The organism is Microbacterium sp. KNMS (assembly GCF_053851835.1).
Window position 1 is genome coordinate 14,181 of the sequence record NZ_JBSQBP010000001.1, and the last position, 14,634, is coordinate 28,814.

Annotated in this window: 19 protein-coding genes; 3 read left to right on the forward strand and 16 right to left on the reverse strand. The window is 70.2% G+C overall.

The features are described 5' to 3' along the window. Positions 1-19: 19 nt before the first annotated feature. Positions 20-430 (forward strand): RidA family protein, encoded by a 411-nt coding sequence (locus tag ACWXWW_RS00060; protein WP_455968116.1) that lies wholly within the window; start codon positions 20-22, stop codon positions 428-430. Between the two features lie 44 nt (positions 431-474). Here the strand turns inward: ACWXWW_RS00060 and ACWXWW_RS00065 are convergent, their stop codons facing one another. The 9 genes from ACWXWW_RS00065 to infC all read right to left on the reverse strand — a co-directional run bounded on the left by ACWXWW_RS00065 (position 475) and on the right by infC (position 7,597). Next, positions 475-1,947 carry a hypothetical protein gene (locus ACWXWW_RS00065; RefSeq protein ID WP_455968117.1) on the reverse strand — a complete coding sequence of 491 codons (1,473 nt, stop codon included), beginning with the start codon at positions 1,945-1,947 and terminating at the stop codon, positions 475-477. 62 nt (positions 1,948-2,009) lie between these two features. Continuing rightward, entirely contained in the window at positions 2,010-2,933 is a 924-nt protein-coding gene (locus ACWXWW_RS00070; protein WP_271174272.1) for an amino acid ABC transporter permease, read from the reverse strand. Continuing rightward, the gene (locus tag ACWXWW_RS00075) at positions 2,930-3,577 is read right to left on the reverse strand and encodes an amino acid ABC transporter permease (RefSeq protein ID WP_271174271.1); all 648 of its coding nucleotides are present in this window, start codon (positions 3,575-3,577) and stop codon (positions 2,930-2,932) included. The genes ACWXWW_RS00070 and ACWXWW_RS00075 overlap by 4 nt, the downstream gene beginning before the upstream one ends. A gap of 67 nt (positions 3,578-3,644) precedes the next feature. Beyond that, positions 3,645-4,550, reverse strand: a complete 906-nt coding sequence (locus tag ACWXWW_RS00080; RefSeq protein WP_271174270.1) for a glutamate ABC transporter substrate-binding protein — start codon at positions 4,548-4,550, stop codon at positions 3,645-3,647. 62 nt (positions 4,551-4,612) lie between these two features. Continuing rightward, positions 4,613-5,353, reverse strand: coding sequence for an amino acid ABC transporter ATP-binding protein (locus tag ACWXWW_RS00085; protein ID WP_271174269.1), 741 nt, complete (start codon positions 5,351-5,353; stop codon positions 4,613-4,615). Between the two features lie 82 nt (positions 5,354-5,435). Further along, positions 5,436-6,242 carry a TrmH family RNA methyltransferase gene (locus ACWXWW_RS00090; RefSeq protein WP_455968118.1) on the reverse strand — a complete coding sequence of 269 codons (807 nt, stop codon included), beginning with the start codon at positions 6,240-6,242 and terminating at the stop codon, positions 5,436-5,438. Between the two features lie 69 nt (positions 6,243-6,311). After that, positions 6,312-6,698, reverse strand: coding sequence for a 50S ribosomal protein L20 (gene rplT, locus ACWXWW_RS00095; protein WP_271174267.1), 387 nt, complete (start codon positions 6,696-6,698; stop codon positions 6,312-6,314). A 32-nt stretch (positions 6,699-6,730) separates the two neighbouring features. Further along, positions 6,731-6,925, reverse strand: coding sequence for a 50S ribosomal protein L35 (gene rpmI / locus ACWXWW_RS00100; protein WP_259606271.1), 195 nt, complete (start codon positions 6,923-6,925; stop codon positions 6,731-6,733). A gap of 75 nt (positions 6,926-7,000) precedes the next feature. Further along, positions 7,001-7,597, reverse strand: coding sequence for a translation initiation factor IF-3 (gene infC / locus ACWXWW_RS00105; RefSeq protein WP_310090211.1), 597 nt, complete (start codon positions 7,595-7,597; stop codon positions 7,001-7,003). A gap of 247 nt (positions 7,598-7,844) precedes the next feature. Between infC and ACWXWW_RS00110 the strand changes: the two genes are divergently transcribed. Next, positions 7,845-8,255, forward strand: coding sequence for a DUF1844 domain-containing protein (locus tag ACWXWW_RS00110; RefSeq protein WP_271174265.1), 411 nt, complete (start codon positions 7,845-7,847; stop codon positions 8,253-8,255). Positions 8,256-8,279: 24 nt separating this feature from the next. On the opposite strand, the gene ACWXWW_RS00115 is transcribed toward ACWXWW_RS00110, so the two are convergent. The 6 genes from ACWXWW_RS00115 to ACWXWW_RS00140 form a co-directional block, all read right to left on the reverse strand. Continuing rightward, on the reverse strand, positions 8,280-9,047 hold the full coding sequence (locus ACWXWW_RS00115) for an SseB family protein (RefSeq protein WP_455968119.1): 768 nt from the start codon (positions 9,045-9,047) through the stop codon (positions 8,280-8,282). After that, positions 9,031-9,777, reverse strand: a complete 747-nt coding sequence (priA, locus tag ACWXWW_RS00120; protein WP_271174263.1) for a bifunctional 1-(5-phosphoribosyl)-5-((5-phosphoribosylamino)methylideneamino)imidazole-4-carboxamide isomerase/phosphoribosylanthranilate isomerase PriA — start codon at positions 9,775-9,777, stop codon at positions 9,031-9,033. Before priA ends, ACWXWW_RS00115 begins: the two co-directional genes overlap by 17 nt. An 86-nt stretch (positions 9,778-9,863) precedes the next feature. Next, positions 9,864-10,514: an imidazole glycerol phosphate synthase subunit HisH gene (gene hisH, locus ACWXWW_RS00125; protein ID WP_455968120.1), complete on the reverse strand. Its 651-nt coding sequence runs from the start codon at positions 10,512-10,514 to the stop codon at positions 9,864-9,866. Further along, complete coding sequence (gene hisB, locus ACWXWW_RS00130) at positions 10,511-11,110, reverse strand: imidazoleglycerol-phosphate dehydratase HisB (protein WP_271174261.1); 600 nt, start codon at positions 11,108-11,110, stop codon at positions 10,511-10,513. Before hisB ends, hisH begins: the two co-directional genes overlap by 4 nt. Before the next feature lie 43 nt (positions 11,111-11,153). Further along, positions 11,154-12,233: a histidinol-phosphate transaminase gene (locus ACWXWW_RS00135; RefSeq protein ID WP_455968121.1), complete on the reverse strand. Its 1,080-nt coding sequence runs from the start codon at positions 12,231-12,233 to the stop codon at positions 11,154-11,156. 27 nt (positions 12,234-12,260) lie between these two features. Continuing rightward, positions 12,261-12,614: a LysM peptidoglycan-binding domain-containing protein gene (locus ACWXWW_RS00140; protein ID WP_455968122.1), complete on the reverse strand. Its 354-nt coding sequence runs from the start codon at positions 12,612-12,614 to the stop codon at positions 12,261-12,263. A 251-nt stretch (positions 12,615-12,865) separates the two neighbouring features. Between ACWXWW_RS00140 and lexA the strand changes: the two genes are divergently transcribed. After that, entirely contained in the window at positions 12,866-13,549 is a 684-nt protein-coding gene (gene lexA / locus ACWXWW_RS00145) for a transcriptional repressor LexA (RefSeq protein WP_271174258.1), read from the forward strand. A 69-nt stretch (positions 13,550-13,618) separates the two neighbouring features. Here lexA and ACWXWW_RS00150 read toward each other — a convergent pair whose 3' ends face one another. Beyond that, positions 13,619-14,557, reverse strand: coding sequence for a methylenetetrahydrofolate reductase (locus ACWXWW_RS00150; RefSeq protein ID WP_324011941.1), 939 nt, complete (start codon positions 14,555-14,557; stop codon positions 13,619-13,621). Positions 14,558-14,634: the final 77 nt, after the last annotated feature.

The following is a 14,634-nucleotide window of genomic DNA, read 5'->3' on the forward strand; positions in this document are numbered from 1 at the left end:
AACGGAAAGGAATCGTGTCGTGACTGTAGAACTGCTGACTCCGGAGGGGATGTTCCAGCCGGTGCCCTACCACCACGTCTCGGTGAGCACCGGGTCGCGTCTCGTCCATGTCGCCGGCCAGATCGCGCGTGACGAGGCCGGCCGCGCCGTGGCGCCGGGCGACCTGGCCGGGCAGCTCGCCCATGCCCTCCGCAACACCGCGCGAGGTCTCGCCGGCGCCGGTGCCGCCTTCGGTGACGTCGTGCGCCTGCGCTTCTTCGTGACGCGGTGGACCCCGGAGTCCTATCCGGCATTCATGGAGGGCATCGAGCGGGTCGCCGATGAGCTCGGGATCCCGCAGCCGCTGCCGCCGCTGTCGGCCATCGGGGTGGACTGCCTGTTCGAGCCGGACGTCCTCGTCGAGGTCGAGGCCGAGGCGATCCTGGACTGAGCCCCGCGGAGCACGGCGCATCCGGTCGCCGTGCTCCGTCGCGCTCAGAGCGCGGGCGGCTGCGGGCCCCACGACGGCGCGTACATCGCCACGCCCTCGTAGGTCCAGTTCCGGTCGCCCTCGCGCAGCTGCCGCGCCTCCGCGGCGTTCGCGGTGTAGAAGTGCTTGCGGAACTTCGCGCTCCAGAAGCGGTGCACCGGCACCGTGTCGCGGTTGGCGGAGGCGGCGGTGCAGAACCCGATGCCCTCGTACGTCCAGTTCCGGTCGGTGGTGCGGACCTTCTGCGCCTCCTGAGCGTTGGTCGTGTAGAAGTGCGATGCGAACGACGACGACCAGAAGCGGTGGACGGCGACCGTTCCGGCGCGGCAGCTTCCGTTGGACACCGGCCACACGCGGAAGTCGGTGCCCTCGTACGTCCAGTTCCGATCGGTCCGGTGGAGCGTCTGCGCCTCGGACCGGTTCACGGTGTAGAAGTGCGCGTTGTCGAACTTCTGGCTCCAGAAGCGGTACACCGCGACGCTGTCGCGGGGGTCGGCCTTGCCGCCCGACCCGCCGCCCGTGGGCCCGAACCAGTCGGTGTAGTAGTTGTAGAAGTTCCGGTTGCCGTACGACGCACAGGGGTCGGACGAGGCTCCGTAGCCTGCCGCGAGCGACGCCGCGTTCGGCTGATACGGCGTGTAGTAGTACAGCGCGGCGGTCGCCTTGTTGGCGATCTGGACCGGGCCGGATCCGCAGCTCGCATTCGGGTGCCAGCGCACCTGCGAGGTCTTCCCGACGGGGTACCAGTTGAAGTACGGGTCCTTGGCGTACCGCTGCAGCTGGTACGCCGCCATGTACACCTGGTTCTGGAAGCCGAAGTGCCGCTCGTCGCACGCCGCGCCGTCAGGGCAGGCGTAGCCCATCGCGATGTCGTAGCGCCAGTCGCTCGGCCAGGTGTGCGTGACGAGGCCCTGCTCCTTCTGGAGCATGACGAGGAGCACCTTCTCGCTCACGCCGCACGCGCGGGAGACCTTGGAGATGATGGTCGCCGCCGACTCGCGCGATGCTCCCTGATATGTCCCGGCGCAGTACGCGTTCGCCTGCTTCGTCGTCGTCCGCTGCGCGAACTCCTTGAGGCACGTGTAGTCCTGATGGCAGTTCGGCACCTTGCCGTTGAGGAAAGACTGGATCTGCGCGGCCGACATCGTGCCCGACGTGTACATCTTCGCGTCGCTGATGAGGTTGCCCGCGTTGAAGCCGGCGAGCGTCGCCGCGTCGACCGCGTCGTCCTGCGCGGAGTACTCTCCCGGGTCCGCCTCGTCCTCCGTGGGCGATCCGAGGTAGTCGCCGTCCTCGGGCGTCGGGATGTCGGCGACATCCGTCTCGGCGGCCGCCGAGAGCGCCGCGGAACGCGGATCGGCGACGGGAGCGGCGACAGAGCCGGCGGCGGGAAGCAGGGCGATCGCGAGGGCGGCCGCGATTCCGAGCGCGACGCGACGCAGAGGGCTCCGGTCGGAGCGCGATGTGGGGAGAGGCACGCGGCCAGTATTCCAGAAGCGGGCCGCGTGCCCGACGCGACGCCGGCCGACAGGCGCCGTGCTCAGGCCGAGCGGCCGCTCGTGCCCTCGCCGAAGGGGTCAGCGCCCTGCTGCGCGATGACCGACGTGACCGTCGCGTCCTCGTGCTGACGCGGATCGGGCGCGCCGCCGCGGACCTTGGGCGAGCTGCTCATCCGCTTCTCGGTGTACCTCGCGATGCCCGAGAGGATGAGGCAGAGGCCGATGTAGATGGCCGCGACGATGATCGTCGCCGGGACGATCGGCGAGTCGAGCGGTGCTCGCGAGCCGATGAACCGCGCGAAGAACAGCAGCTCCTCGTACGTGATGATGAAGCCGAGGGCCGTGTCCTTGAGGGTGACGACGAGCTGGGCGATGATCACCGGCATCATCGCGCGGATCGCCTGCGGCAGCAGAATGAGGCGCATCACGCCCGACTTGCCGAGTCCGATCGCGTACCCCGCCTCGCTCTGCCCCTTCGGCAGGGCGAGGACGCCGGCCCGGATGACCTCCGCGAGCACGGAGCCGTTGTACGCGATGAGCGAGATGACGACGACCCAGTAGTTCTCCATCCGGATGCCCACGACCGGCAGCCCGTAGTAGAGGAGGAACATCATGACGAGCACGGGGACCGCGCGCAGGAACTCAGTCACGGTGGCGATGGGCCAGCGGATCCAGGCGTGGTCCGACAGGCGGCCGATCGCGAGGAGGAAGCCGAGGATGAGCGCGCCGACCGCCGCGAGGCCGAACGCGGCGAGCGTCCGTCCCGTGGCCGCTGCGATCTGCGCCCACACCGCGGTGTAGGTGAATGCCTCCCACTTGGACGCCGTGAACTGGCCCGTCGCCGCGAGCCGCCACACGAGCCATCCGATCACGGCCGCGACGAGCACGATCGTGAGGGCGCCGATGATCCGGTTCCGGACGATCGCGCGCGGCCCGGGGACGTCGTAGAGAACGCTTCCGCTCATCGCGACACCGTCCAACGCTTCTCGAGCGCCCGCTGCAGCCACGACAGCAGCATGACGAGCGCGACGAACACCACCATCACCCAGATGATCACGACGAGCTGGTTCTCGCCGCGCTCGCTCATCCAGTCGCGCAGCGACCCGAGGTTGAGCACGGAGAAGCCGGCGGCCACCGTCGTGTTCTTGAGGAGCGCGATGAACACGCTCATCATGGGCGGGATCACCGAGCGGAACGCCTGCGGCATCACGACCAGCGTCATGACCTGCCCGAAGCTCAGGCCGATCGCACGGGCCGCCTCGGCCTGCCCCACGGGCACCGTGTTGATGCCCGAGCGGATGGTCTCGGCCACGTAGGTCGCCGTGTAGATCCCGAGGGCGCAGATGCCGAGCAGCGTGTAGTCCATCCGCACCCCGAGCAGGGGCGGCAGCGCGAACGAGAACCCGAAGAACACGAGGGTGAGCGGCGTGTTGCGGATCGTGTTCACGTACAGCGTGCCGACCGCCCGGGCGATGGGCACGGGCGATACGCGCATGGCCCCGACGATGATGCCGAGGACGAGCGCGAGCAGCCCGCCGCCGAAGAAGAGCTTGAGGGTGCCGAGCAGCGCCTCGCCCCACAGGTCGAGGTTGTCGGTGATGACGCCCACGGTTCTCCTTCCAGACGATCAGCGTCGAGGGTGCGGGCCGGGGACGCCGCCCCCGGCCCGCGCGGGATCAGTCGACCTCGGGCTGCTCGGCGACGACGCCGGCCGGCTCGAGGTACTGCTCGTACAGGGCGGTCCACACGTCGTTGCCCTCGGTGAAGAGGGTGTTGATGTGCTCCTGGAGCGCCGTGTCGCCGTCGGCGATGCCGACGCCGTAGCGCTCCTCGCTGAAGGGCTCGCCGGCGAGCTTCAGCTCGTCGGGGCGCTCCTGGACGTAGCCCGCGAGGATCGCCTCGTCGGTCGTGATCGCGTCGACCTGGCCCTGGAGCAGGTTCTCGACGCACTCCGAGTAGGTGCCGCGCTCGACGACCTCGCCGCCGTACTCCTCGCGGATGCGCTGCAGCGGCGTCGAGCCCGTGACCGAGCAGGTGACCTTGTCGACGAGGTCGTCGGGTCCGTTGATCGAGTCGTCGTCGGCTGCCACGAGCAGGCCCTGGCCGGTGATGAAGTACGGCCCCGCGAAGTCGATGAGCTCGTCGCGCGCGTCGGTCATCGAGTAGGTGCCGACGTAGTAGTCGATGTTGCCGTTGATGATCTCCTGCTCGCGGTTCGCCGAGGGGATCGTCTGGAAGTCGATCTGGTCCTCGCTGAACCCGAGCGACGCGGCGATCCAGCGTGCGATGTCGACGTCGAAGCCCGTGCGCTCGCCGCTCACCGGGTCCTCGTAGCCGAGCCCCGGCTGGTCGTTCTTGACGCCGATGACGACCTCGCCGGCCTCCGTCATGCGGTCGAAGGTCGGGCTGCCCTCGAGCTGGACGTCGCTCGCGACCTCCCAGAGCGCCTCGTCGCCGCCGTCGCCACCCGCGTCTCCGCCGGTGCCGCCATCACCCGTGGGCGACCCGCTGTTGCAGCCGGCGAGGGCCAGCAGCGCGACGGCCGCGATGCCGACGCCCGCGATGTTCCGGAACTTTCGCATGTGATTTCCTCTCTCGTGGATCAGATCGAGTCGCGTGCGCGTGGCCGCGCGACCCCGGTACGTCACTGGGTGATGAGCTTCGACAGGAAGTCCTTGGCACGGTCCGACCGGGGATTCGTGAAGAACTCCTCGGGCGTCGCCTGCTCGACGATCTGCCCATCCGCCATGAACACGACGCGATTCGCGGCCTTGCGCGCGAATCCCATCTCGTGCGTGACGACGATCATCGTCATGCCCTCGCGTGCGAGACCGACCATGACGTCGAGCACCTCGTTGATCATCTCGGGGTCGAGCGCGCTCGTCGGCTCGTCGAAGAGCATGACCTTCGGATGCATCGCGAGAGCGCGTGCGATCGCGACGCGCTGCTGCTGGCCGCCCGAGAGCTGGGCGGGGAGCTTCGACGCCTGCTGGCCCACGCCGACGCGGTCGAGCAGCGCCCTGGCCTCCTTCTCGGCGTCGGCCTTCTTCATGCCGCGGACCCGGATCGGGCCGAGCGTCACGTTCTCGAGGATCGTGAGGTGCGAGAAGAGGTTGAACGACTGGAACACCATGCCGACCTCGGCGCGGAGATTCGCGAGCGCCTTGCCCTCCTTGGGCAGCTCCTTGCCGTCGATCGTGATCGTGCCGCTCGTGATGGTCTCGAGGCGGTTGATCGTGCGGCACAGCGTCGACTTGCCCGAGCCGGAAGGCCCGATGACGACGACGACCTCGCCCTTGTCGACGGTGAGGTCGATGTCCTTCAGGGCGTGGAAATCTCCGTAGTGCTTCTGCACGTCCTTGATGACGACGAGGGGCTCAGCCATGGGCCCACCCTAGGCGCACTCTGAGCATCGGCTGAACACCGACGCGGGAGCCTTTACCGAGTTGTAACGGGTCGACGGCGGCTCAGCCGGCCGCGCGCTGCGCGAACGCGGTCTCGTAGAGGCACACGCTCGCGGCGGTCGCGAGGTTGAGCGACTCGGCGTTCCCGTAGATGGGGAGGCGCAGCGCGCCGTCGGCGAGGGCGAGCGCCTCGTCGGCGAGCCCGCGCGCCTCGTTCCCGAACAGCCATCCCATCGGGCGAGCGAGCGCGCCGCTCTCCCGCGCCGCGAGGAGGTCGTCGCCCTTCACGTCGGCCGCGAGGACAGCGAGTCCCGCGCCCTTCGCGCGCGTGATGACGTCCTCGAGCTCCGCGCCGACCGCGACCGGCACGTGGAAGAGCGACCCGGTGGTCGAGCGGACGACCTTGGGGTTGTACGGGTCGACCGTGCGGCCCGTGAGGATCACGGCGTCCGCGCCCGCGGCATCGGCCGCCCGGATGATCGTGCCCAGGTTGCCCGGATCGCGCACCTCCTCGCAGATCGCGATGAGGCGCGGCTCTGCCGCGAACACGTCCTTCAGCGCCGTGGGGTTCTGCTTCGCCACCGCGACGAACCCCTGCGGCGTGACCGTGTCGGCCATCGACTCGAGGACGGGCTCGGTGACGAACTCGATGTCGACGCCCTCGTCGATCAGCTGAGCACGGAGGTCGGCGTGCTTCTCGAGCGCCGTCGGCGTCGCGAAGAGCTCGACGATCACGTCGGGGCGGTAGGTCACCGCCTCGCGCACGGCCTGCGGCCCCTCCAGGAGGAACAGCCCCGTCTCCTTGCGCGCGACGCGCCTCGCCAGCTTCGCTACGGCCCGCACACGCGGCGACCGGGGATTCTCCAGCACATGTCAAGTCTAGGGACATGACAAGAGGGCGCCCCTCACGGGGCGCCCTCTTGCGGAGATCGTGTCAGATCACGCAGCCGACTTCGGCGCGTTCACGTCGCCCGGCAGCGCCTTCTTGGCGACGTCGACGAGCGCGGCGAACGTGGCGGGCTCGTTCACGGCGAGCTCGGCCAGCATGCGGCGGTCCACCTCGACACCCGCGAGGCCGAGGCCCTGGATGAGGCGGTTGTAGGTGAGGCCGTTGGCGCGGCTCGCAGCGTTGATGCGCTGGATCCACAGGCGACGGAAGTCGCCCTTGCGCTGGCGGCGGTCACGGTACGCGTAGACGAGCGAGTGGGTGACCTGCTCCTTCGCCTTCCGGTACAGACGCGAACGCTGTCCGCGGTAGCCCGAGGCGCGCTCGAGGATGACGCGACGCTTCTTCTGCGCATTGACTGCGCGCTTGACTCTAGCCATTCTTCATACTTCCTAACGAACGTGCGTCGCGGTCAGCGACCGAGGAGCTTCTTGACGACCTTGAGGTCGTTGCCAGAGATGACCTGGTCCTGGTTCAGGCGGCGGGTGCGGCGGCTCGACTTGTGCTCGAGGTTGTGACGCATGTTCGCCTGCTGCTTCTTGATCTTGCCGCTGCCGGTGATCTTGAAGCGCTTCTTGCTGCCCGAGTGGGTCTTCTGCTTCGGCATCTTCTTCTTTTCCTTACGTCTGCGCCCCACGGGGCGACGTTGTGTGCAACCCGCCGCGGCGGGAAGTTCTCGGGACTACTCCCCGGCGGGAGCGGCCTTGGCCTCGCGCTGCGCCTGCTTGTTGGCTGCGCGGGCGGCGTTCTGCTCGGCCTTCGCCTCCGACTTGTTCTTGTGCGGAGCGATCACCATCACCATGTTGCGGCCGTCGATCGTCGGGCGCGACTCCACGGAGCCGAACTCCGAGACGTCCTCGGCGAACTTCTGCAGCAGGCGCACGCCCTGATCGGGACGCGACTGCTCGCGTCCGCGGAAGAGGATCATCGCCTTGACCTTGTCGCCGGCCTGCAGGAAGCCCTCGGCACGCTTGCGCTTGGTGTCGTAGTCGTGCTGGTCGATCTTCAGGCGGAAGCGGACCTCCTTGAGGACCGTGTTCGCCTGGTTGCGGCGTGCTTCCTTGGCCTTCTGGGCGGCCTCGTACTTGAACTTCCCGTAGTCCATGATCTTGACCACGGGAGGACGAGAGTTGGGGGCCACCTCGACGAGGTCGAGGTCTGCCTCCTGCGCCAGGCGCAGAGCCACCTCGATACGGACGACGCCGATCTGCTCGCCTGCCGGGCCGACGAGTCGGACCTCTGGCACGCGGATGCGCTCGTTGGTGCGGGGATCGCTGATGCGGAACTCCTTGGGTGCGAGATTCGAGCCTCCGCAGCTGCGAGGGTCGCGGCTGCGGGCGGGAGAGTCTTCAGCATCCACCCGAGCACGACGACACGCATCGGCTCGACACCCTGATCGACTCGCGCAGACGCGAGCGGAGTGTGCATGACCCGGTAGCCTGGAACGGCAAGCGCGGGTGGGAACTGAATCCTCTTTCGTCCGGAGAGCACTCCGGAGCCCGCAAAAGTCTAACAGAGAGCGGACCATGAGCGCCATTCCCGCGGACAACTCCCCCTTCGACCCCGAGCGCCATGCGCGATGGGAGGAGCAGGAGCAGGCGTCGGCGGCGACAGACGCCGTCCGCGACATCGCCGACGTCGCGGCCGTCGAGGTCATCGCCTCCGGCTGCGTGCACCTCATGAGCGCCGCCGCCGTCAAGCTCGGTCTCGCCGACTCGCCGGACGCCGACGACCTCGTCGATCTCGACGAGGCGCGCAAGCTCATCAACGCCCTCGCGGGACTCGTCACGGCCGCGGCGCCCGAGATCAGCGACATGCACGCGCGGCCGATCCGGGATGGCCTGCGCTCGCTTCAGCTGCGCTTCCGCGAGCTGTCGACGATCCCCGACGCCCCCGGCAAGGGGCCGGGCGAGAAGTGGACGGGGCCGGTCGTCTGACGCCCGACGCGGCGGCCCCACGTCTCAGGCGGCGTCGAGTTTGACCTGGAGCGAGTCGACGAGCACGGCGATCCGGTCGTCGGCGGCCCAGCGGCGCGCGAGACGCTGGAGGACGGCGTCGAGCTCGGACCGGTCGAGGCCCGCGATGAGCTTCAGGCGCACGATGAGCTCCGGGCCGGCGAGCCGCGCGCCCGGATCCCCCGCCTCCACGCCGACATCGACGACGGCGAGCTCCCCCGCCACGCTGTCCTGCAGCCCGAGGAAGACGTCGGGATTGGCCGGGGCGGGCTCCCACCCCTGATCCTGCGCGATCGCCCACACGGCAGGGCGGCGCACGACGAACTCGGTCGGGCTCGTCGGGTCGAGCACGATGAGGTCGGTGTCCTCGCCCGCCGCCGAGAGCGCAGCGCGCGTGCCCGCAACCGGGATCGGCCGCGCCTTCGGGTCCCACGCGGACATGGTGTCGACGCAGGAGAAGAGCGGAAGCACCTTGCGCCCGTCTGGCGCGGCCACCGTCACGATCGAGAGCTCCTGGGTCTTGTCGACCGTGAGGCCGTTCGGCCCGACGCCCTCGTCGCCCTTCTCCGCGACGAGCGGCACGAGCACGCGCGCCGTCCGCAGGGCGTCGACGACCGCGCGCTGAGAGCCGGACCCGGCACGGAACGACGTCAGCGCCTCCCACAGGGCGGGATCGGCTGAGCCGTCGTCGCCTGCCGCCGGGTTCGGCTGGAACCGGCGGCCCTCCCAGGGGACGCCGGCGGAGTCGGCGGAGTTGTCAGTACCCCGCGACATCCAGTGCCTCGGCGAGCGTGAACGCACCGGCGTAGAGCGCCTTGCCCACGATCGCCCCTTCGACGCCGAGCGGCACGAGCTCACGCAGCGCGACGATGTCGTCGAGGCTCGACACGCCACCCGAGGCGACGATCGGCTTGGGCGTGCGCTGCGCCATCTCGCGGAGCAGCTCGATGTTGGGGCCGCGCAGCGTGCCGTCCTTGGTGACGTCCGTGACGACGTAGCGGCTGCAGCCGGCCTCCTCGAGGCGGTCGAGCACCTCCCAGAGGTCGCCGCCGTCCTGGGTCCAGCCGCGCGCGGCCAGCGTCGTCCCGCGGACGTCGAGGCCGACCGCGATCGCCTCGCCGTAGCGGCTGATCACGGAGGCCGTCCACTCGGGGTTCTCGAGGGCCGCCGTGCCGAGGTTGATGCGCTGGGCGCCGCTCTCGAGCGCAGCCTCGAGCGAGGCGTCGTCCCGGATGCCGCCGGACAGCTCGACGTTGACGCCGCGCATGTGCTTGATCACCTTGCGCAGGATGCCGGCGTTGCTGCCGCGGCCGAACGCGGCGTCGAGGTCGACGAGGTGGATCCAGTCCGCCCCCTGGCTCTTCCAGTTCTCCGCGGCCTCGATGGGGTCGCCGTAGCTCGTCTCCGAACCGGCCTCGCCCTGCGTCAGGCGGACGGCCTTGCCGTCCGCGACGTCGACAGCAGGGAGGAGGGTGAGAGCGGGAGTGGATGCGAAATCGTTCATGTCACCTCGTGCTCGCAGGCATCTCCTGCCGACGCACGAGTCAAGAGACTAGACCCGTGCCGCCCCCGACTCCAAGTCGACGCGGCTCAGCCTGCGCGGCGCAGCCCGTCGACCCAGTTGCGGAGCAGTCGGATGCCCGCCTCGCCCGACTTCTCGGGGTGGAACTGCGTCGCGCTGAGCGGTCCGTTCTCGACCGCGGCGAGGAACCGGCCGCCATGCGTCGCCCACGTCAGGACGGGCTGCGGGAACGGCGGGTCCACCTCGAGCTCCCACTGCTGCGCGGCGTAGGAGTGCACGAAGTAGAACCGCTCGGACTCGAGCCCCTGGAAGAGGCGCGAGCGCTCCCCCGCCTCGACGGTGTTCCACCCCATGTGCGGCACGACCGGAGCGTCGAGCTCGGTCACGGTCCCCGGCCACTCCGCGAGGCCCTCGGTCTCGACCCCGCGCTCGATGCCGCGGGCGAAGAGCACCTGCATGCCGACGCAGATCCCGAGGACGGGGCGCCCTCCCGCGAGGCGGCGCTCGATGAGCTCGCCGCCGCGGATCGCGTTCAGCTGCTCCATGACCGCCTGGAACGCGCCGACGCCGGGCACGAGCAGCCCGTCGGCCGCGAGCACCGCCTCGCGGTCGCGCGTCAGCTCGACGTCGGCGCCCGCGGCCTCGAGCGCCTTGACGGCGGAGTGGACGTTGCCCGAGCCGTAGTCGAGCACCGCGACGGTCGGTCGCTCGCCGCTCACAGCGCGCCCTTGGTCGAGGGGATGCCCTCGACGAGCGGATCGAGGGCCTTGGCCTGACGGAACGCGCGCGCGAAGGCCTTGTACTCGGCTTCGGCGATGTGGTGCGGGTCGCGGCCGTTCAGCACGCGGACGTGCACGGTCAGGCCCGCGTTGAACGCGAGGGCCTCGAACGTGTGGCGCACGAGCGAGCCCGTGAAGTGGCCGCCGATGAGGTGCTGCTCGAAGCCCGCCGGCTCCCCCGTGTGCACGAGGTAGGGACGCCCCGAGATGTCGACGACGGCCTGTGCCAGCGCCTCGTCGAGCGGGACGAGGGCGTCGCCGTAGCGCGAGATCCCCGCCTTGTCGCCCAGCGCCTCGCGGATGGCCTGCCCGAGCACGATCGCCGTGTCCTCGACCGTGTGGTGCGCGTCGATGTGGGTGTCGCCGGTCGCCTTCACGGTCAGATCGGTGAGCGAGTGCTTCGCGAACGCCGTGAGCATGTGGTCGAAGAACGGCACGCTCGTGTCGATGCTGCTCCTGCCCGTTCCGTCGAGGTCGAGCTCGAGCTCGATGCTCGACTCGCTCGTGGAACGGGTGCGGCGCGCGGTACGGGTCATGCTCCGATTCTACCGGCGCGACCCGACCGGGCTCCTCGCGCGCTCAGCGGCCGATCTCGGCGAGCGCGTCGAGGAAGGCGCTCGTCTCGTCCTCGGTCCCCGCTGTCACCCGGAGGTGTCCGGGGATCCCGATGTCGCGGATGAGCACGCCGCGGTCGTAGAGCGCCTGCCAGGTCGCGTGCGGATCCTCCACGCCGCCGAACAGGACGAAGTTCGACCACGTCGGGTACACGGTGTAGCCGAGCGCCTCGAGCGTGGCCGAGATCCGGTCGCGCTGCTCGACGATCTCGTCGACCATCGCGAGCATCGTGTCGGCGTGACGCAGGGCCGCGGAGGCCGCCGCCTGGGTGAGCGCGCTGAGGTGGTACGGGAGGCGGACGAGGCGGAGGGCGTCGACGACCGCGGGGTCCGCGGCGAGGTAGCCGACGCGCGCGCCCGCGAAGGCGAACGCCTTGCTCATGGTGCGCGAGACGACGAGCCGGGGCCGCCCGGGCAGCAGCTGGAGCGCCGACGGCACGTCGCGGGGTGCGAACTCGCGGTACGCCTCGTCGACGATGACGATGCCGTCGGTCGCGTCGTAGACGGCCTCCACGACGTCGTTCTCGAGCGGCGTCCCTGTCGGGTTGTTCGGTGCGCACAGGAACACGACGTCGGGCCGGGCCTCCGCGACCTGCGCGGCCGCGCTCGCGGGCGTGAGGGAGAAGTTCGCCCCCCGCTCCCCCGACACGAACGTCGCGCCGACGCCGCGCGTCAGCAGCGTGTACATCGAGTAGGTGGGGGCGAAGCCGAACGCCGTCCGCCCCGGTCCGGCGAACGCCTGGAGGAGGTGCTGCAGCACTTCGTTCGAGCCGTTCGCGGCCCAGATCTGCTCGGGCTCGAGCCCGTGCCCGAGGTACTCCGCGAACCCCTCGCGGAGCGCCGTGAACTCGCGATCCGGGTAGCGGTTCACATCCCGCAGCGCGAGGGCCACCGAGTCCGCGATGTCGTCGGCGACCTCGTCGGGGATCGGGTGCGTGTTCTCGTTGACGTTCAGCGCGACAGGCAGCGGCGCCTGCGGAGCGCCGTAGGGCTGCTGTCCGCGGAGGTCGTCGCGCAGGGGGAGGTCATCGAGAGAGACGGTCACCCGTCCATGCTAGAGCGCGCGACGGACTCACTCGCCCGTCGAGTAGGCGGCGGGGATGGCGATCTCCTGCCCCGCGGCGATGTCGCTCCCCGGGAGCTGGTTGAGGTGCAGGATCTCGTCGACGACGTCGCGCGGGTCCGCCTCGGGGGCGACCGCCTGCGCGATGTCCCACAGGGTGTCGCCCGCCATGACCGTGACGGTGTCGAAGGTGCCGACAGGCGCACTGTCCTCGCGCGAGGCGAGGGCCGCGCCGCCGCTGAGCACCCCGAATCCGATCGCCGCGACGAGCGGAGCCGCGGCGAGCGCGGCGAGGACCCGGCGGCCGCGCACCGTGAGTCGGAGGCGGGTCGAGCGTGCCGGAGCGGAGCTGGTCGTGCGCATGGCGGTTCCTTCCTGTAGATCACTTCGAGTCCGCCTGCTCGGCCGGGAGAGACGGACCCGAAGTGATGTTCCGAACCTATCTTCGATGTGGTCGCGGTGTCAAGAACTCTCTTCGAACAGGTTTCGCGACTTCTGCGAGACACGCTCGAACAAATCTCCCGGAATCCCGTCGAGATCCGCTAGCGTCGTCCTGACGGGACCACCACATCACGCACCTCCGACATTCGAGCGGGGCAGCGAAGGAGCACGACATGACGGATGCGGGCACGCGCGAGGAGAAGCCGCGCACGCGGCGGCGCAAGAACCTGAGCGACAAGCAGCTGGCCATCCTCGAGGTCATCCAGCGCTCCATCCAGCACAACGGCTACCCGCCGAGCATGCGCGAGATCGGCGACGCGGTCGGACTGAAGTCGCTCTCGAGCGTGACGCATCAGCTCGGGCAGCTCGAGCTGAGCGGCTACCTGCGCCGCGACCCCGGCAAGACCCGCGCGATGGAGGTGCTCATCGATCTCCCGGGCTCGGCGGCCGAGAACCCGGCCGACTCGGGCCCCGCGGTCGGCGACGCCGCTCTCGTGCCGCTGGTCGGCCGCATCGCCGCCGGCGTCCCGATCACGGCCGAGCAGCAGGTCGAGGAGATCTTCCCCCTCCCCCGACAGCTCGTCGGCAAGGGCGAGCTCTTCATGCTCAAGGTCAGCGGCGAGTCGATGATCGACGCGGCGATCTGCGACGGCGACTGGGTCGTCATCCGGTCGCAGGGCACGGCGGAGAACGGCGACATCGTCGCGGCCATGGTCGACGGCGAGGCGACCGTCAAGACGTTCCGTCAGCGCGACGGCCACACCTGGCTCCTCCCGCGCAACTCGGCGTTCGAGCCGATCCTCGCCGACGACGCTGTGGTCCTCGGCAAGGTCGTCGCTATCCTGCGCGCGGTCTGACGGCGCACACGAGGAGGGCGGGAGCCGGTCGGCTCCCGCCCTCCTCGTGTGCCGGGAGCGAACCGGCGGTCAGGAAGCCGCGGTCTCGCGCAGCGCGACCCCGGCTTCGCGCAGCACCGCGAGCACCGTCTCGTGCTCGTTGAAGGCGTAGAGGTGGATGCCGGGGGCCCCGCCGGCGAGCACCTCGCGCGCGAGGTCCGCCGCGTAGGCGATGCCGATCTCCCTGCGGCCCTCGGGGGTCGGCTCGACCTCGAGCGCGATCGACAGCTCCGACGGCAGGGGCTCGCCCGTGAGCTCGAGCATGCGCGCGAGCTTGGCGGGAGAGGTCACGGGCATGATGCCGGGGAGGATCGGGATGGTCACGCCCGCGGCCCGGGCGCGATCGACGAAGCGCAGGTAGTCGTCGGCATGGAAGAAGAGCTGGGTGATCGCCGCCTCTGCGCCGGCCGCCTGCTTCGCGAGGAGCGCATCGAGGTGCTCGAGCGGATGGCGCGAGCGCGGATGCCCGTTGGGGAAGGCCGCGACGAGCGTGCGCGCACGCGGGGCGCGGTCCACCCGCACCGCCTCGGGAACGCCCGGGATCGTCGTCTCGCCGTAGGGAGCGCGCTCGGCCTGCACGCGGTGGATGAGCTGGACCAGCTCGGCCGAGGTGCGCAGGTCGCCCAGGAACGCGTCGTCCTCGTCCTTCCCGGCGGGCGGGTCGCCGCGGATGGCGAGGAAGCTGAGGATGCCCGCGTCGAGGAACTCGCGGATGAGGGCGCTCGCCGTCGCGTAGTCGTTGCCGACGCACGTGAGGTGAGCGAGCGGCTCGACGTCCGTGTTCTCGCGGATCCACCGCAGCACGCGCAGCGACGCACCGCCCGTGGAGCCGCCCGCGCCGTACGTGACGGAGAGGAAGTCCGGTCCCGCGGCGGCCAGGCGGCGGATGGTCTCCTCGAGAGCCGCGGTGCGCGCGGGCGTGCGCGGCGGGTACAGCTCGAACGAGAACGGCGTGGCCGACGTCGCCATGTCCCTCCTCCGTGCTCTCCGGTCGCCGCGGCGATCCCCTGCCGCCGCATCCGGCCTCTCCTCTCCCGACCGTAGTC

Coding starts and splice junctions, on each gene's coding strand:
- ACWXWW_RS00070 (WP_271174272.1), bottom strand. CDS start 2,933: ATGAGCGGAAGCGTTCTCTACGACGTCCCCGGGCCGCGCGCGATCGTC.
- ACWXWW_RS00080 (WP_271174270.1), bottom strand. CDS start 4,550: ATGCGAAAGTTCCGGAACATCGCGGGCGTCGGCATCGCGGCCGTCGCG.
- ACWXWW_RS00085 (WP_271174269.1), bottom strand. CDS start 5,353: ATGGCTGAGCCCCTCGTCGTCATCAAGGACGTGCAGAAGCACTACGGA.
- rplT (WP_271174267.1), bottom strand. CDS start 6,698: ATGGCTAGAGTCAAGCGCGCAGTCAATGCGCAGAAGAAGCGTCGCGTC.
- rpmI (WP_259606271.1), bottom strand. CDS start 6,925: ATGCCGAAGCAGAAGACCCACTCGGGCAGCAAGAAGCGCTTCAAGATC.
- ACWXWW_RS00110 (WP_271174265.1), top strand. CDS start 7,845: ATGAGCGCCATTCCCGCGGACAACTCCCCCTTCGACCCCGAGCGCCAT.
- ACWXWW_RS00115 (WP_455968119.1), bottom strand. CDS start 9,047: ATGTCGCGGGGTACTGACAACTCCGCCGACTCCGCCGGCGTCCCCTGG.
- priA (WP_271174263.1), bottom strand. CDS start 9,777: ATGAACGATTTCGCATCCACTCCCGCTCTCACCCTCCTCCCTGCTGTC.
- hisB (WP_271174261.1), bottom strand. CDS start 11,110: ATGACCCGTACCGCGCGCCGCACCCGTTCCACGAGCGAGTCGAGCATC.
- ACWXWW_RS00140 (WP_455968122.1), bottom strand. CDS start 12,614: ATGCGCACGACCAGCTCCGCTCCGGCACGCTCGACCCGCCTCCGACTC.
- lexA (WP_271174258.1), top strand. CDS start 12,866: ATGACGGATGCGGGCACGCGCGAGGAGAAGCCGCGCACGCGGCGGCGC.
- ACWXWW_RS00150 (WP_324011941.1), bottom strand. CDS start 14,557: ATGGCGACGTCGGCCACGCCGTTCTCGTTCGAGCTGTACCCGCCGCGC.